A 14491-nucleotide genomic window follows, 5' to 3' on the forward strand; every position below is an offset into this window, starting at 1 on the left:
CTCTCTCTATCTCCCTCGCCCCGCACTTGCGGGGAGAGGTTAAGAAGCGCCAGCACCAACTTAATAATCCACCCGCACCAGATAGAGCCCGTCCGGCGGAGCAACAGGTCCGCAGGCGGCACGGCTGCGGGCGGCCAACGCTGCGGCAAGATCGTCGGCGCTCCAGCGGCCTTCGCCGACCCACACCAGCGAGCCGACCATCGAACGCACCTGGCTGTGCAGGAACGAGCGCGCCGAGGTCACGATGTCGAGGGCATCGCCGTTCCTGACGACGTCGAGCTGGTCGAGGGTCTTTTCCGGCGACTTGGCCTGGCACTCGGTGTCGCGAAACGTGGTGAAGTCGTGCTTGCCGACCAGTTTTTGCGCGGCGATGTGCATCGCGTCGGTATCGAGCGGCCGCGGCAGCCGCCAGACATGACCGATGTCGAGCGCCAGATTGGCCCGGCGATTGCTGATGCGATAACGATAATGCCGCCGCCTCGCCGAAAAACGCGCATCGAATGTATCCGGCACGATCTCCGCGGACAGCACCCCGATCGGATGCGGCCGCAGATGCGCGTTCAACCCGTCGCGAAAGCGTCCGGGCACGAAATGCTTGGCAATGTCGCAATGCGCCACCTGTCCCAGCGCATGCACGCCGGCATCGGTGCGCCCGGCGCCATGAACGCGAGCCGGCTCGCCGCAGATCGCCTTGACCGCGTTCTCCAGCGCGCCCTGCACCGACGGACCATTGTCCTGGAGCTGCCAGCCGCAGAACGGCGCGCCGTCATATTCGATGGTAAGTTTGTAACGGGGCATCAGGTGAGCCGTATCGGCGGCTTCAACGGGGTGCCGCGCAGAAATTCTTCCGCTTTCATCACGCCTTTGCCGGCGCGCTGCAGTTCGAGAAACCGCAATGCGCCATCCTTGCAGGCAATCTCAAGCCTGTCATCGAGCAGATCGCCGGGCGTGCCGGAACCGTCCGTCAATGCGCAGCGCAGGATTTTGACGCGTGCCAGTTCGCCCTCGATCGGCATCTCGCACCACGCGCCGGGAAACGGCGACAGCCCGTGAATATGGCGAAGCACCTGGCGTGCCGGTCTGTTCCAGTCGATCCGCGCTTCGGCTTTCTCGATCTTGGCGGCGTAGGTCACGCCGGCTTGGCTTTGCTTGCTGAGCTGCAGCCGGCCGCGTTCCAGTGCGCCCATCGCGCGCACCATCAGATCAGCCCCGAGCGGCGCCAGCGCATCGTGCAGATCGGCCGCGGTCATCGCATCGGTAATACCCAGCCGCTCGGCCATCGCCACGTCGCCGGTATCGAGGCCGGCGTCCATCTTCATCACCATCACGCCGGTCTCGGTATCGCCCGCCATGATGGCGCGGTTGATCGGAGCAGCGCCGCGCCAGCGCGGCAACAGCGAGGCGTGCAGATTGAAGCAGCCGAGCTTTGGTGCATCGAGAATGGCTTGCGGCAGGATCATGCCATAGGCCACCACGACGGCCGCATCCGCGTTATGCGTGCGAAATTCTCTAAGTGCTTCCGGCGCTTTGAGCGTGGCCGGCGTCAGCACGGGAATGCCGAGCCGTCGCGCCTCTGCTGCCACCGGCGTCGGCTGCAATTTCATGCCCCGTCCGGCAGGCTTTGCCGCTCGGGTGTAGACCGCTGCGATCGCATGGCCATGCGCGACAAGCTCGAGCAGCGTCGGCACCGCGAAATCGGGCGTGCCCATGAAGATCAGTCGGAGAGGCATAATGCTGGCTCGGTGCGTTCCCTCCCCCCTTGTGGGGGAGGGTTAGGGAGAGGGGTAAACCACAAGCATCGAACCCGCGGCACCCCCCCTCACCTCTCCCCCACAAGGGGGGAGAGAGCAGACCGAGCAAGGTGCGACACTGATGCTTTTCATTTACTCCGCGCGCTTGGCGGCCTTGGTGAACTTCTTCAGCACGCGGTCGCGCTTCAGCTTCGACAGATAATCCACGAACAGCACGCCGTTGAGATGATCGATCTCGTGCTGGATGCAGGTGGCGAACAGGCCGTCGGCGTCTTCCTCATGCACCTTGCCGTCGAGATCGGTGAAGCGTACGCGCACCTGCGCCGGCCGCTCCACTTCCTCGTAATATTCCGGGATCGACAGGCAGCCTTCCTCATAAACCGACAATTCTTCCGATGACGACAGGATTTCGGGATTGATGAAGACGCGCGGCCGCGGCTGGCTCTCGCCATCCTCGTCCTTCTTGGCGAGATCCATCGTAATCAGCCGCAGCGGCTGCGCGACCTGGATGGCCGCGAGCCCAATTCCGGGGGCGGCATACATGGTCTCGAACATGTCGTCGGCGAGCTTGCGCACCTGCGCCGTGACTTTTTCGATCGGCTTGGAGACGAGCCGCAACTGCTTGTCCGGCAGGACGATAATTTCACGAATGGCCATGTCGGGCGATTTAAGCTGCTGATTTGCCGGGGTCAATCCGGCGCGGTCGCCTGTTAACCCATCTCTAACCATGAATGTTAAGCCGGCATTAACCACGAAAATTAATCCATCATTTACCGGAAACGTTCCCTCTTCGTTCGCGCTTGCCTCCGAATCGGCTACAAGGGCGACATGAACGAGATTCTTTTCATGGTCGGCGACTGGCCGATTCGTACCGGCGCGGCGCTGATCGGCTTCGGCGCGCCGGCGCTGGTGTTGCTGCTGTGCATTGCCATCGCGGTCGCGCGGTCGGGCCGCCGCGGGATGCAACTGGCGATGGCGCAGGCGATGCGCGCCGACGAACTTGAAGACCGCCTGAGCGAAATGCTGCGAGCCCAGAGCGAGGCCACCGGCCGCGTCGATGCGATGGGGCAGGCGCTGGCGGGCCGCCAGGCCGACATGGCGCGCGCCGTCAACGAGCGGCTGGATTCGGTGACCCATCGCGTCGGCCAATCGATGGAACAGACCACGCGCAACACCATGGATAGCTTGCGCGTGCTGCATGAACGGCTCGGCATCATCGACAACGCGCACAAGAATCTCACCGACCTTACGTCACAGGTGACGACGCTGCGCGACGTGCTCGCCAACAAGCAATCGCGCGGCGCGTTCGGCCAGGCGCGGATGGAAGCGATCGTCCAGGACGGCATGCCCAAGGGTTCCTACGAATTCCAGTTCACGCTCTCGTCGGGCAAACGGCCGGATTGCGTGGTTTTCCTCCCGGACCAGCGGCCGCTCTGCATCGACGCGAAGTTTCCGCTGGAGGCGATGACCGCGCTGCACGACGCCCGCTCGGATGAGGAGAAGAAATCCGCCACCATGCGGCTGCGCACCGATGTGATGAAGCATGTCAGCGACATCGCCGAGAAATATCTGATCGCCGGCGAGACCCAGGATACCGCGCTGATGTTCGTGCCGTCGGAATCGGTCTATGCGGAGATTCACGACGGTTTCGACGACGTGATCCAGAAGGCCTACCGTGCCCGTGTGGTGCTGGTGTCGCCGTCGCTGCTGATGCTGGCGATCCAGGTGATGCAGCAGATCCTCAAGGACGCACGGATGCGCGACGCCGCCGATCAGATCCGCACCGAAGTGCTCAACCTCGGCGACGATCTGGGACGGCTGCGCGACCGCGTGCTGAAACTGCAGAAGCATTTTTCCGACGCCAACGAGGATGTCCGTCAGATCCTGATCTCAGCCGACAAGATCGAAAAGCGCGCCGGACGGATCGAGGAACTCGATTTCAGCAAGAGCGAAGGGCCTGCCGAACTCCCGCGCATCGTCAAACCAGGCGCGCCCGAGCTATTCCCGCTGCCGCGCAAGCTGCAGGCTGGGGAGTAGGTCGGCGCAGCACACCAATCCCAGTTGGGACGATCTGTGCCTAAGCATAGCCAGCTCTCAATTTTCCTTATCGTTCTCTCGGTTCCCGTCATGCCCCGCGAAGGCAGGCCATCCAGTAATACGAGGAGGCTGTTGGTGAACTCAGGCTGCGCGGAATGCTGGATCGGCCGCCGGAGCCTGTCGTCCGGCCGGACCGGATGGCGGATGATGACGGCGAACTAGCCGTCAAGCCGGGGGATGACATTGTCATTTGTTGCGTCCGAATCTGCTAGCACTGCGGCATGACCGGTGCGCCCGACGGCCTTCCCGAAATAAAACCTCGTGCCTCGTGGCGCGACAGTATCGCCGTCTACCTGCAGCGCCGGGTCCTGATCGTGTTGCTGCTCGGCTTTTCGTCCGGGCTGCCGCTGGCGCTGTCGGGATCGACGCTCCTGGTCTGGATGCGCGAATCCGGCGTCGATCTCGGCACCATCGGCCTGTTCGCGCTGGTCGGCACGCCCTACACGCTGAAATTCCTGTGGGCGCCGCTGGTGGATGCGCTGCATGTGCCGTTCTTCACGCGGCGGCTCGGCCGCCGGCGCGGCTGGCTGGTGTTCTCGCAACTGCTGCTGATCGGCGCCATCCTGCTGCTGGCGCTGACCGATCCGGCGCGCTCGCCTCTATTCGTGGCTCTCGGCGCGCTGCTGGTCGCCGCGATGTCGTCGACCCAGGACATCGTGGTCGATGCGTTTCGCGTCGAGAGCCTGCCCGAAAGCGAGCAAGCCGCCGGCATGGCGTCCTATGTCGCCGCCTATCGCATCGGCATGCTGGTCTCGACCGCGGGCGCCCTGTTCATGGTGAGCGGCTTCGAAAGCACCGGCATCGCGCGCGCCTCGGCGTGGATGTGGGGCTACGTGGCGATGGCGGCATTGGTGCTGATCGGTACCGTCACGGCGCTGGCCGCCACCGAGCCCGAACCGTCGGTGCGCGCGGAAGCCGCGACGCAGGCGGAGACCGCTTTCGTGCGGGTGCTGCATGCCGCGGTCGGCGCATTCTCGGAATTCCTGGTCCGGAAAGACGCGCTCGCAGCACTCGCCTTCGTGGTGCTGTTCAAGTTCACCGACGCGTTTTCCGGCACCATGACGGCGCCATTCGTGATCGACCTCGGTTTCTCCCGCAACGACTATGCCGCCATCGTCAAGGGCGTCGGCCTGGCCGCGACCCTGATCGGCGGCTTTGCCGGCGGTTTCGTGGCGCGGCGCTATTCGCTGGGCGTCAGCCTGTGGATCGGCGGCGTGCTGCAGGCGCTAGCCAACCTGTCGTTCTCGTGGCTGGCGCTGGCCGGCGTCAACGAATGGGCGCTGGCCTTCGCCATCACCGCCGAGAATTTCACCAGCGCCATCGGCACCGTGATCTTCGTCGCCTATCTGTCGGCGCTGTGCAGGAACCCGCTGCACACCGCGACCCAATACGCGCTGCTGACGGCGCTCGCCGCCGTGGGGCGCACTTATTTGTCCTCGGGCGCGGGCTACGTGGCAAAGGCGACGGGCTGGCCGTTGTTCTTTGCGATCTGCGTCGCGGTCGCGGTGCCGAGCCTGATCCTGCTGGCGTGGCTGCAGCGGCGCGGACATTTTGAGGGGCTGGAGACCAAAGTTTAGCTGTCGTTCGCCTCAATGCTTCGTCACCACGCTCCACTTGGTGACCACGGCTTCGCTGTACTGCCCGGCGTCCTGCGCGCAGGCGACCTCGTCGACTTTCACCGAGACTTCCTTGCCGACGAAACCCTTCAACTGCGCGGCCTGCGCGTCATTGCTGGTGACGATCTGAAAGGTTTCCGGACCGGTCTCCAGACCGCAAAGCCCGTTTGGCGGCGGCAGCCGGCGCGGTTCGCTGGTGAGCTGATAGGTCGCGACGCGTTTTCCCTTTTTGGCACCGCGCGTGCGCAGGGCATTGAGCTGGCCCGAAAGCACGTCACCCGCATTGATCAACCTGGCGCCCTTGGGCGCGCTCTCGGCCTGCTGCCCCAAGGCAGGCGCCGCGCACGCCGCCGCAATGACTGTCACCAAAACCAATCGCCTGCCTAGTCGCCGTCTCGTCATGTCGTTCATTTCCGTCCGTGATTGTCAGAACAATGTGCGCTGCCGCATGGCTGCGGACAGCGTGCCTTCATCGAGATAGTCGAGTTCGCCGCCGACCGGCACTCCATGCGCCAGCCGCGTCACCTTGACGCCCGCCTCCTGCAGGAGGTCGGTGATGTAGTGTGCGGTGGTCTGGCCGTCGACGGTGGCATTCAAGGCGAGGATGATTTCGCTTACCCGCGAATCATGCGCGCGCGCCACCAGCGCATCGATGGTCAGGTCCTGCGGCCCGACGCCATCGAGCGGCGACAGCGTCGCGCCGAGCACGTGATAAAGTCCGTTGGTCGCATTGGCCCGCTCCAGCGCCCAGAGATCGGCGACGTCGGCGACCACGACGATGATCGCCGGATCGCGCCGCGGGTCGGTGCATACCGTGCAGGGATTCTGGGTGTCGATATTGCCGCAGATCTTGCAAACCTGGATCTTGTCGATCGCCACCTGCAGCGCGCCGGCAAGCGGCGTCATCAGCGCTTCGCGCTTCTTGATCAGATGCAATGCCGCGCGGCGCGCCGAGCGCGGGCCAAGTCCCGGCAGCCGCGCCAACAACTGAATCAGACGTTCGATTTCGGGACCGGCAACGGCAGAAGGCATGTTTCAGCCAAGACCCAGGCCCGGCGGCAGCCCGAGGCCGCCGGTCAGCGACTGCATTTTTTCCTGCATCGCGGCTTCCGCCTTGCGGCGCGCGTCGTTGTGCGCAGTCACCAGCAAATCTTCGAGGATCTCGCGCTCGTCCACCTTCATCAGCGACGGGTCGATCTTGACGGCCTTCACTTCCATCTTCGCGGTCATGCGCACGGTGACCAGGCCGCCGCCCGAGATGCCCTCGACCTCGACATGGCCGAGTTCTTCCTGCATCGCCTGCATCTTCGATTGCAGTTGCGCCGCCTGTTTCATCATGCCGAGAAAATCAGCCATCAATCATTCCCTTGGAAATTGCTATTAATCGTCGCTGTCGGAAAGATCCGTCGGGTCTTCACCGCTAACATCGGATTCCGGCGGCTCGGGGGCAAGCTTGCGTACTTCGACCACCTTGGCGCCGGGAAATCGCGCCAGCACTTCCTTCACTCGCGGATCGGATTCGGCGGCGCGCTCGCGCTGGTTCCGCTCGCTCTGGTTCTGCGAACGCAATGTCGGTTGCCCGGCTTCGTTGGACACGATCACGGTCCAGCGCCGCCCCGTCCATTGCTCCAGCTTGCGGGAGAGATCGTTGATCAGCGTCCGCGCAGCACTGCGCTCCAGCGTCACCTCCAGCCGACCGTCCTCGATCCGGACCAGGCGGACGTCGGCCTCGAGTGCCGCCTTGGTCAGGAGATCGCGTTTTTCGCCGGCGAGCGCCACCAGTTCCGGAAAGCTGGCAATTTTCAGCGCCGGCGCGGATTGCACGTCCGGCAGCGGCGCGATCATTTGCGTCCGCGCGGATGCCTCGGCGACGGCACGCGGCGCAGAACTGGCGCGCGCGGGCGAGGATTGCATCGAAGCCACGGGTGCAGCCGGCGCGCTGCGGGGCGAGGCATTTGCCGCGATCACCGGCGAAGCGCCGCCATTCTGGTCGAGCATCCGGATCACCTCATCCGGCGTCGGCATGTCCGCGACATAGGCGATGCGCACCAGCACCATTTCGGCTGCCGCTGCCGGCCGCGTCGCAGCCTGCGCCTCGGTGATGCCCTTGAGCAGCATCTGCCACATCCGCGACAACACTCGCATCGAGAGCTTGGAGGCGAAGTCGCGGGCGCGCAGCCGTTCGGTTTCGCCAAAGGCGAGGTTATCCGCCGTCGCCGGCACGGCCTTGACCCGGGTGACGAAATTGACGAATTCGGCGAGATCGCTGAGCACCACGATCGGATCGGCGCCGGTGTCGTACTGCTCGCGAAATTCCCTGAAGGCGCTCGCAATATCGCCGCGAACCAGCGAATCGAACAGGTCGATGACGCGCGTGCGGTCGGCAAGGCCGAGCATCTGCCTGACAGCGTCGGCGCGCACCATGCCCGCAGCGTGCGCAATCGCCTGGTCGAACAGCGACAGCGAATCGCGCACCGAGCCCTCCGCCGCGCGCGCGATGATGCCGAGCGCTTCCGGCTCGGCTTCGACGTTTTCCTTAGCCGCGATATTAGAAAGATGTGCCATCAACACGTCGGCATCGACCCGGCGCAAATCAAAGCGCTGGCAACGCGACAGCACCGTCACCGGTACTTTTCGAATCTCGGTGGTGGCGAAGACGAATTTGGCGTGCTCCGGCGGCTCCTCCAGCGTCTTCAGGAACGCGTTGAACGCCGCGGTCGAGAGCATGTGCACTTCGTCGATGATGTAGACCTTGTAGCGAGCGCTGGCCGGCGCATAGCGCACGCTGTCGTTGATCTGGCGCACGTCATCGACGCCGGTATGGGAGGCGGCGTCCATTTCCAGCACGTCCATGTGCCGGCTTTCCATGATGGCCTGACAATGCACGCCCGGCACCGGCATATGGATGGTCGGCCCTTTTACCGAGCCGTCGGGCAGTTCGTAATTCAGCGCACGGGCGAGAATCCGCGCCGTGGTGGTTTTGCCGACGCCGCGCACCCCGGTCAGGATCCAGGCCTGCGGGATCCGCCCGGTCTCGAACGCGTTCGAAACGGTACGGACCACGGCGTCCTGGCCGATCAGGTCGTTGAAACTGGTGGGGCGGTATTTCCGCGCCAGCACGCGATAGTGCTTGCCGGCCGCGGGCGGCCCGCCGAGATCGAAGCCGCCTTGATCGGCGCTGTCGGAATCGTTGGGGGGAGTTACGGGAGCGCCAGCGTCGGTCATCGATCGATCCGCAATTGATTGTCTCTCGAAGCCGGCTTTGCGGGACTGACGAGTCAAATTCCGGCGCAAGGACAGATACCGGCTTTTGCGCGATTCGCTCGAAAAAACAGGTAGGAGACTGACGAGCGACCCGATCCGGACCTCGTTAGGGCTGCTTCCTTCCGGACCTGACCCGGTTGGCGAGTGGCTCGTCCACCGCCAATCTCCCGGTTCTTATTTGGGGCCAAAAGCGCCGGAAAGCAAGCGGGGTGGGGACCGCGAACACCATCAGTTTCGTCATGGCCGGGCGTAGCCGTCGGAAGGACGGCGTCGCTTCCGCTCGCCTATGCCCGGCCATCCACGTCTTGCTTCCCAGCTATGTGCAAAAAAGCCGTGGATGCCCGGGCCAAGCCCGGGCATGACGGGTGTTGTTTGCCGAACCACTCTCTGCAAGGCTATCGAACCGAATAGAGAACCGCCATGCCCTCTGACGCTCCCGCCTGGTCGCTGCATTCACGACTCAAGGAAGACACCATCGACATCGGCGACCTGCCGCTGTGCCGCGTGCTGGTGATCAAGGACGCGCACTACCCGTGGCTGTTGCTGGTGCCGCGCCAGGCCGAGGCTGTGGAAATCATCGACCTCGATGAAGTCCAGCAGGCGCAGTTGATGACGGAAATCAGCCGCGTCGCGCGCGCCCTGAAAGAGATCACCAGATGCGACAAACTGAATATCGCAGCCCTGGGCAACCTGGTGCCGCAACTGCACATCCACGTCATCGCCCGCCGCTCAAGCGACGTCGCCTGGCCGCGTCCGGTCTGGGGAGTGATGCCGCCGCTGGCCCATGACGCCGAAGAAGTTCAAACATTCATCAGCGCGCTTCGTCGCAAGATATGGCTTGGTTGAAACCATGAGTGCATTCGATTCATTTCCGTTGGGCCGGCCGGCCTTCGTCACCCATGTGCTAGATCGCGCCGCGCACCTGCGCACCGACGACTCGAAACTGCTGGCGCTCGAAGCGCGCCAGGATTCCCGGGCCTATGTGGTGCATCGCGACTCGCTGGTGGTGAAGAAGGCCGCAGAAGGTCCTCGAGCCTTGCTGACGATCGATGAGGCGCTGAAATTCGGCGCCAATCCCGGCACCATCTTTCTGGGGCTGCGCGACGGCGCGGCGATCTTCGGCATGGGCATCGCAGCACCCGCGGTGGAAAAGCTTTTGACCCGCGACGACGTCGCCGTGACCGAACTGCGCGGCATGGCGATGCAAGGCGTAGTGCCGCCCGACCAGCTCTCGGCGATCGCGATGGCGAAATCGATGGTGACCTGGCATCAGCGCCACGGCTACTGCGCCAATTGCGGAACCCGCACCGCCATGACCCAAGGTGGCTGGAAGCGCGACTGCCCCAACTGCAAGGCCGAGCATTTTCCGCGCACCGACCCGGTCGTGATCATGCTGGTGACCCATGGCGACAAGTGCCTGCTGGGACGGCAGAAGCAGTTCCTGCCCGGGATGTATTCGTGCCTTGCCGGCTTCGTCGAAGCCGCCGAAACCATCGAGGACGCCGTGCGCCGCGAAATCTTCGAGGAATCCGGGATTCGCTGCACCGATGTGACCTATTACATGACGCAGCCGTGGCCCTATCCGTCATCCCTGATGATCGGGTGCACGGCGCGCGCCACCAGCGAGGACATTATCGTCGATCGCTCGGAACTCGAGGATGCGCGCTGGTTCGACCGCGCCGAGGCGACCCTGATGTTCAAAAGACAGCATCCCGACGGTCTTGCGGGGCCGCATCCGTTTGCCATTGCCCATCATTTGCTCGGCCGCTGGCTGCATGAGGGGCCGGACGCGCATGCATAACGGGAACGCGAGCATGGCCCAAGCCATTAACCCCGGACCTTGGTTCCGGCACACCGCGGAACCGGCATGACGGATTCCAGCGTGAATTTCCACGACGGCGCACCCAGGATCCCGCCCCGCATCCTCTGCATCGGCATGCCGGTGCGCGACCTGACCTTCAACGTGCAAGCGGTGCCTGGACGCGGCCAGAAATTCAATGCCGATCGCTTCGCCCAGATCTGCGGCGGCAACGCATTGAATGCCGCGATCGGCATCAGCCGTCTCGGCGGCAAGGCCTCGCTCACCGGCCCGATGGGCGATGCCCGCGAGACCTCGAGCCGGTTCATTTTCGAAGACCTTGCCAGGGAAGGCATCGACACCTCGCATCTGGTGCATATGCCGGGATTGGTCACACCGATCTCCGCAATCATGATGGACCCCTCGGGCGAGCGCACCATCATCTCGTTTCGCGATCCCGGACTTTGGAAGGTGAGCCTGCCCGGCGCCGATCTGCTGCTGCGGGATTGCGACGCCATTCTGATCGAGAGCCGCTGCGCCGGTTTCGCAACCGGCCTGTGCCACGAAGCGCGCAACCGCGGCATCCCCGTCGTCGTCGATGTCGACAGCACGGTTTCGCAGCGTGAGGGGCTGTTGACCGCGTCGTCGCACCTGATCTTTTCCGATGAAGCCTTGCAGTCCACCGCCGGGATCTCCGACGACCTCAAGGCGCTGAAGAAAATCGCGACTCTGACCTCGTCCTTCCTGGCGGTGACGCGCGGCCCCAAAGGCACCATCTGGCTCGACGACAAAGGCGAGCCGCAGGAGACCCCGGCCTTCCCGGTCCACACCGTCGACACGCTCGGCGCCGGCGATATTTTCCACGGCGCGTTCACGCTGGAATTCGCGGGCAGGGCGGACATCAAGCACGCGCTGCGTTTTGCATCGGCCGCTGCGGCCCTGAAATGCACCCGTTTCGGGGGCGCCTTTGCTGCCCCGCAACGTGCTGAAGTCACAGAACTTTTGAGCCGAGCCTAGCCGTTTGATCGGCAACCGCCGACCAGAACTAGCCTTGATTTAGAAGAATTTTCTATATATGGAGGAGATCGACCCTTCTATTGGAAAGTTCTTCTCATGACCGACGCCGCCGTTCACGTTCTCGAACCCAACCGCCGCCTCGACGCCATCGACCGCAAGATCCTGACCGTGCTGCAGGACGACGCCTCGCTCTCCGTCGCCGAGATCGGCGACCGGGTTGGCCTGTCCTCGACGCCGTGCTGGAAGCGCATCCAGCGGCTGGAAGCCGACGGGGTGATCCTGCGCCGGGTCGCCCTGGTCGACCAGAACAAGATCGGGCTCGGCATCTCGGTTTTCGTGTCGGTAGAGAGCGCCGACCATTCCGAAACCTGGCTCAAGACCTTCGCCGAAGCCGTCAGCGCCATGCCCGAGGTGATGGAATTCTATCGCATGGCGGGCGACGTCGACTACATGCTGCGCGTCGTGGTCGCGGACATGCCAAGCTATGACGTGTTCTACAAAAAGCTGATCGGCGCGGTCTCGCTCAAGAACGTCACCTCGCGTTTCGCGATGGAGAAGATCAAATCGGTGACCGCGCTGCCGGTGCCGGCGGCGTAGCCGGACGGGGTCGCGAAACAACCACGGTCGTCGTCACCCGCGAAAGCGGGTGACCCAGTATTCCAGAGACGCCAGCGATGGAACCGAGAAGCCGCGACGTACTGGGTCGCCCGGTCAAGCCGGGCGATGACAGCGGCGGTGATGTCGCGTTCGCGTCTTATATCTTTTGGTTGTACGCGCCGACTTCCGGATGCGTACGCAAAACCTCATCCATCGCCTCGAACATGTCGCGCATGCGCTGTTCGCTGACCGGGCTCTCGACCACCACTACCAGTTCCGGCTTGTTGGACGATGCCCGCACCAGGCCCCAGCTGCCGTCCTCGACCGTGACGCGGACGCCGTTGACCGTGACGAGATCGCGGATCGGCTGTCCCGCAACCTTGCCGCCTCTATTCTGCGTCGCCTCGAAATGCTTCACCACGGCATCGACGACGCCGTATTTGGTCTCGTCGGCGCAGTGCGGCGACATGGTCGGCGACGACCAGGTCTTGGGCAGCGCATTCTTCAGATCCGCCATCGATTTGCCGTGGGCGCGATCGAGCATCTCGCAGACCGCGATCGCCGAGATCAAGCCGTCGTCATAGCCGCGGCCGAGCGGCGCGTTGAAAAAGAAGTGCCCTGATTTTTCAAAGCCCGCCAGCGCGCCCAACTCGTTGGTGCGGCGCTTCATGTAGGAATGACCGGTCTTCCAATAGCTGGTCGTCGCACCCTGCCTCTGCAGCACCGGGTCCGTCACAAAAAGCCCGGTCGATTTCACGTCGACCACGAACTTCGCGTTTTTGGTGATGGCCGACATATCGCGCGCCAGCATCACGCCGACCTTGTCGGCGAAAATCTCTTCCCCGGCATTGTCGACCACGCCACAGCGGTCGCCATCGCCATCGAAGCCGAGGCCGACATCGGCCTTGTGCGCCAGCACGGCGTCGCGGATGGCGTGCAGCATTGCCATGTCCTCGGGATTGGGATTGTATTTCGGGAAGGTGTGATCGAGCTCGGTATCGAGCGGCACCACCTCGCAGCCGATCGCTTCCATCACTTGCGGCGCGAAGGCGCCGGCGGTGCCATTGCCGCAGGCGACCACGGCCTTCAGCTTGCGCTTCAGTTTCGGGCGCTTGGTCAGATCGGCAATGTAGCGCGCCGGGAAATTGGCGTGAAACTCGTAGGAGCCGCCCACCCTGTTGCTGAACTCGGCATTGAGCACGATCTCTTTCAGCCTCGTCATCTCGTCGGGACCGAAGGTGAGCGGACGGTTGGCGCCCATCTTGACGCCGGTCCAGCCGTTGTCGTTATGCGACGCCGTCACCATCGCGACACAGGGCACGTCGAGTTCGAATTGCGCGAAATACGCCATCGGGGTCATGCACAGGCCGATGTCGTGCACCTTGCAACCGGACGCCTGCAGTCCTGATATCAGCGCGTATTTGATCGAGGCCGAATAGCTGCGGAAATCATGCCCGGTCACGACCTCTTGCTTCGCGCCGAGTTCGGATATCAGCGTGCCCAGCCCCATGCCCAGCGCCTGGACACCCATCAGGTTGATTTCCTTGCCGAACAGCCAGCGCGCGTCATATTCGCGAAAGCCGGTCGCCTTCACCATCGGCTCGGATTCATAAGCGTAGGTGTTCGGAACCAGGACGGATTTCGGCTTCGGAAACATCAAAGGCGGCCTCGTCGTAAAACGCGGAACGATTTACCGCAGGTTTAGTGAAAGTAACAACCGGTGTCATCGTCCGCGAAGGCGGACGATCCAGTATTCCGCGAAATATCGTGTATTTCCCCGACAGCCCGGCGTACTGGATGCCCCGGTTTCGCGGGGCACGACGACACTTACTGCTCCAGCACCATCTTGCCGTTAGCGTATTCGAAGCGCTTCAGCTTCGACAGGAACGACAACCCCAACAGGTTTTCCGACAGCGCCTCGTCGGGCAGCACCATGGCGTCGACATCGCGCACCACGAGACCGCCGACATCGACCATCGCAAGCCGCGTGTGCGCCGCCTTGATGGTGCCGTTGGCAGTGGTGACCGTGGCATTGTAGTCGCCGCGCGACGGACGCAAGCCGAACCGTGCCGCCGAGGTCTCGTTCAGCGCGATCATCGACGCGCCGGTGTCGACCATGAAGCCGATGCGCTGGCCATCGATCCGGCCTTCGGTCTGGAAATGACCGCGGCCATCACGGGGAATACTGATGCTGCGGATGCCTGCCGATGCCGTTTCCTGCACCGGCGCCTTTCGGGAGACGGTATTGGCGAGCGCGGGCGTCATCTTTTCCGCCATCTGCGCCATGAAGGTGCCGAGGACAGCCATCGCAGCCGCAAAAATCATCAGGTTACGCATTACGCCACACTCGA

Annotated in this window: 15 protein-coding genes and 1 other RNA gene; 6 read left to right on the forward strand and 10 right to left on the reverse strand. The window is 63.6% G+C overall.

Annotation, left to right across the window (positions count from 1 at the left end; all coding sequences use genetic code 11):
• Positions 1-60 precede the first annotated feature (60 nt).
• The 3 genes from truA to def all read right to left on the reverse strand — a co-directional run bounded on the left by truA (position 61) and on the right by def (position 2408).
• The gene (gene truA / locus E7813_RS23800; protein ID WP_291577727.1) at positions 61-798 is read right to left on the reverse strand and encodes a tRNA pseudouridine(38-40) synthase TruA; all 738 of its coding nucleotides are present in this window, start codon (positions 796-798) and stop codon (positions 61-63) included.
• Positions 798-1730 carry a methionyl-tRNA formyltransferase gene (gene fmt / locus E7813_RS23805; protein ID WP_291577728.1) on the reverse strand — a complete coding sequence of 311 codons (933 nt, stop codon included), beginning with the start codon at positions 1728-1730 and terminating at the stop codon, positions 798-800. The genes truA and fmt overlap by 1 nt, the downstream gene beginning before the upstream one ends.
• A 153-nt stretch (positions 1731-1883) precedes the next feature.
• Positions 1884-2408: a peptide deformylase gene (gene def / locus E7813_RS23810; RefSeq protein WP_291577730.1), complete on the reverse strand. Its 525-nt coding sequence runs from the start codon at positions 2406-2408 to the stop codon at positions 1884-1886.
• A 171-nt stretch (positions 2409-2579) separates the two neighbouring features.
• Here def and rmuC point away from each other — a divergent pair, with 171 nt between their 5' ends.
• Both rmuC and E7813_RS23820 read left to right on the forward strand, forming a co-directional pair.
• A complete protein-coding gene (rmuC, locus tag E7813_RS23815) occupies positions 2580-3788 on the forward strand; it encodes a DNA recombination protein RmuC (RefSeq protein WP_291577731.1) in 1209 nt (402 codons plus the stop codon).
• A gap of 281 nt (positions 3789-4069) precedes the next feature.
• Complete coding sequence (locus E7813_RS23820; RefSeq protein ID WP_291577732.1) at positions 4070-5425, forward strand: MFS transporter; 1356 nt, start codon at positions 4070-4072, stop codon at positions 5423-5425.
• Positions 5426-5437: 12 nt separating this feature from the next.
• Here E7813_RS23820 and E7813_RS23825 read toward each other — a convergent pair whose 3' ends face one another.
• The 5 genes from E7813_RS23825 to ffs form a co-directional block, all read right to left on the reverse strand.
• The gene (locus E7813_RS23825; RefSeq protein WP_291577733.1) at positions 5438-5866 is read right to left on the reverse strand and encodes a hypothetical protein; all 429 of its coding nucleotides are present in this window, start codon (positions 5864-5866) and stop codon (positions 5438-5440) included.
• Positions 5867-5890: 24 nt separating this feature from the next.
• On the reverse strand, positions 5891-6496 hold the full coding sequence (gene recR, locus E7813_RS23830) for a recombination mediator RecR (protein ID WP_291577734.1): 606 nt from the start codon (positions 6494-6496) through the stop codon (positions 5891-5893).
• 3 nt (positions 6497-6499) lie between these two features.
• Complete coding sequence (locus E7813_RS23835) at positions 6500-6820, reverse strand: YbaB/EbfC family nucleoid-associated protein (RefSeq protein WP_291577735.1); 321 nt, start codon at positions 6818-6820, stop codon at positions 6500-6502.
• 24 nt (positions 6821-6844) lie between these two features.
• The gene (locus tag E7813_RS23840; RefSeq protein ID WP_291577736.1) at positions 6845-8689 is read right to left on the reverse strand and encodes a DNA polymerase III subunit gamma/tau; all 1845 of its coding nucleotides are present in this window, start codon (positions 8687-8689) and stop codon (positions 6845-6847) included.
• 110 nt (positions 8690-8799) lie between these two features.
• Positions 8800-8896, reverse strand: an RNA gene (ffs, locus tag E7813_RS23845) — signal recognition particle sRNA small type.
• Positions 8897-9148: 252 nt separating this feature from the next.
• On the opposite strand from ffs, the gene E7813_RS23850 reads away from it, so the two are divergent.
• The 4 genes from E7813_RS23850 (at position 9149) to E7813_RS23865 (ending at position 12140) form a co-directional block, all read left to right on the forward strand.
• Entirely contained in the window at positions 9149-9574 is a 426-nt protein-coding gene (locus E7813_RS23850) for an HIT family protein (protein ID WP_291577737.1), read from the forward strand.
• 4 nt (positions 9575-9578) lie between these two features.
• Positions 9579-10529 carry an NAD(+) diphosphatase gene (gene nudC / locus E7813_RS23855; protein WP_291577738.1) on the forward strand — a complete coding sequence of 317 codons (951 nt, stop codon included), beginning with the start codon at positions 9579-9581 and terminating at the stop codon, positions 10527-10529.
• A 66-nt stretch (positions 10530-10595) separates the two neighbouring features.
• Complete coding sequence (locus tag E7813_RS23860; RefSeq protein ID WP_291577739.1) at positions 10596-11543, forward strand: sugar kinase; 948 nt, start codon at positions 10596-10598, stop codon at positions 11541-11543.
• A 96-nt stretch (positions 11544-11639) separates the two neighbouring features.
• Positions 11640-12140, forward strand: a complete 501-nt coding sequence (locus E7813_RS23865; protein WP_291577740.1) for an Lrp/AsnC family transcriptional regulator — start codon at positions 11640-11642, stop codon at positions 12138-12140.
• Positions 12141-12297: 157 nt separating this feature from the next.
• Here the strand turns inward: E7813_RS23865 and E7813_RS23870 are convergent, their stop codons facing one another.
• The gene (locus tag E7813_RS23870) at positions 12298-13797 is read right to left on the reverse strand and encodes a phosphomannomutase/phosphoglucomutase (RefSeq protein WP_291577741.1); all 1500 of its coding nucleotides are present in this window, start codon (positions 13795-13797) and stop codon (positions 12298-12300) included.
• Positions 13798-13967: 170 nt separating this feature from the next.
• A complete protein-coding gene (locus E7813_RS23875) occupies positions 13968-14477 on the reverse strand; it encodes a TIGR02281 family clan AA aspartic protease (RefSeq protein ID WP_291577742.1) in 510 nt (169 codons plus the stop codon).
• Positions 14478-14491 lie beyond the last annotated feature (14 nt).

The sequence above is a fragment of the Bradyrhizobium sp. genome, assembly GCF_004799405.1.
GTDB lineage: Bacteria > Pseudomonadota > Alphaproteobacteria > Rhizobiales > Xanthobacteraceae > Bradyrhizobium.

Bases quoted from the DNA above. Each gene is read 5' to 3' on its own strand.
- truA (WP_291577727.1), bottom strand. From the start codon at position 798: ATGCCCCGTTACAAACTTACCATCGAATATGACGGCGCGCCGTTCTGC.
- fmt (WP_291577728.1), bottom strand. From the start codon at position 1,730: ATGCCTCTCCGACTGATCTTCATGGGCACGCCCGATTTCGCGGTGCCG.
- def (WP_291577730.1), bottom strand. From the start codon at position 2,408: ATGGCCATTCGTGAAATTATCGTCCTGCCGGACAAGCAGTTGCGGCTC.
- rmuC (WP_291577731.1), top strand. From the start codon at position 2,580: ATGAACGAGATTCTTTTCATGGTCGGCGACTGGCCGATTCGTACCGGC.
- E7813_RS23820 (WP_291577732.1), top strand. From the start codon at position 4,070: ATGACCGGTGCGCCCGACGGCCTTCCCGAAATAAAACCTCGTGCCTCG.
- E7813_RS23825 (WP_291577733.1), bottom strand. From the start codon at position 5,866: ATGACGAGACGGCGACTAGGCAGGCGATTGGTTTTGGTGACAGTCATT.
- recR (WP_291577734.1), bottom strand. From the start codon at position 6,496: ATGCCTTCTGCCGTTGCCGGTCCCGAAATCGAACGTCTGATTCAGTTG.
- E7813_RS23835 (WP_291577735.1), bottom strand. From the start codon at position 6,820: ATGGCTGATTTTCTCGGCATGATGAAACAGGCGGCGCAACTGCAATCG.
- E7813_RS23840 (WP_291577736.1), bottom strand. From the start codon at position 8,689: ATGACCGACGCTGGCGCTCCCGTAACTCCCCCCAACGATTCCGACAGC.
- E7813_RS23850 (WP_291577737.1), top strand. From the start codon at position 9,149: ATGCCCTCTGACGCTCCCGCCTGGTCGCTGCATTCACGACTCAAGGAA.
- nudC (WP_291577738.1), top strand. From the start codon at position 9,579: ATGAGTGCATTCGATTCATTTCCGTTGGGCCGGCCGGCCTTCGTCACC.
- E7813_RS23860 (WP_291577739.1), top strand. From the start codon at position 10,596: ATGACGGATTCCAGCGTGAATTTCCACGACGGCGCACCCAGGATCCCG.
- E7813_RS23865 (WP_291577740.1), top strand. From the start codon at position 11,640: ATGACCGACGCCGCCGTTCACGTTCTCGAACCCAACCGCCGCCTCGAC.
- E7813_RS23870 (WP_291577741.1), bottom strand. From the start codon at position 13,797: ATGTTTCCGAAGCCGAAATCCGTCCTGGTTCCGAACACCTACGCTTAT.
- E7813_RS23875 (WP_291577742.1), bottom strand. From the start codon at position 14,477: ATGCGTAACCTGATGATTTTTGCGGCTGCGATGGCTGTCCTCGGCACC.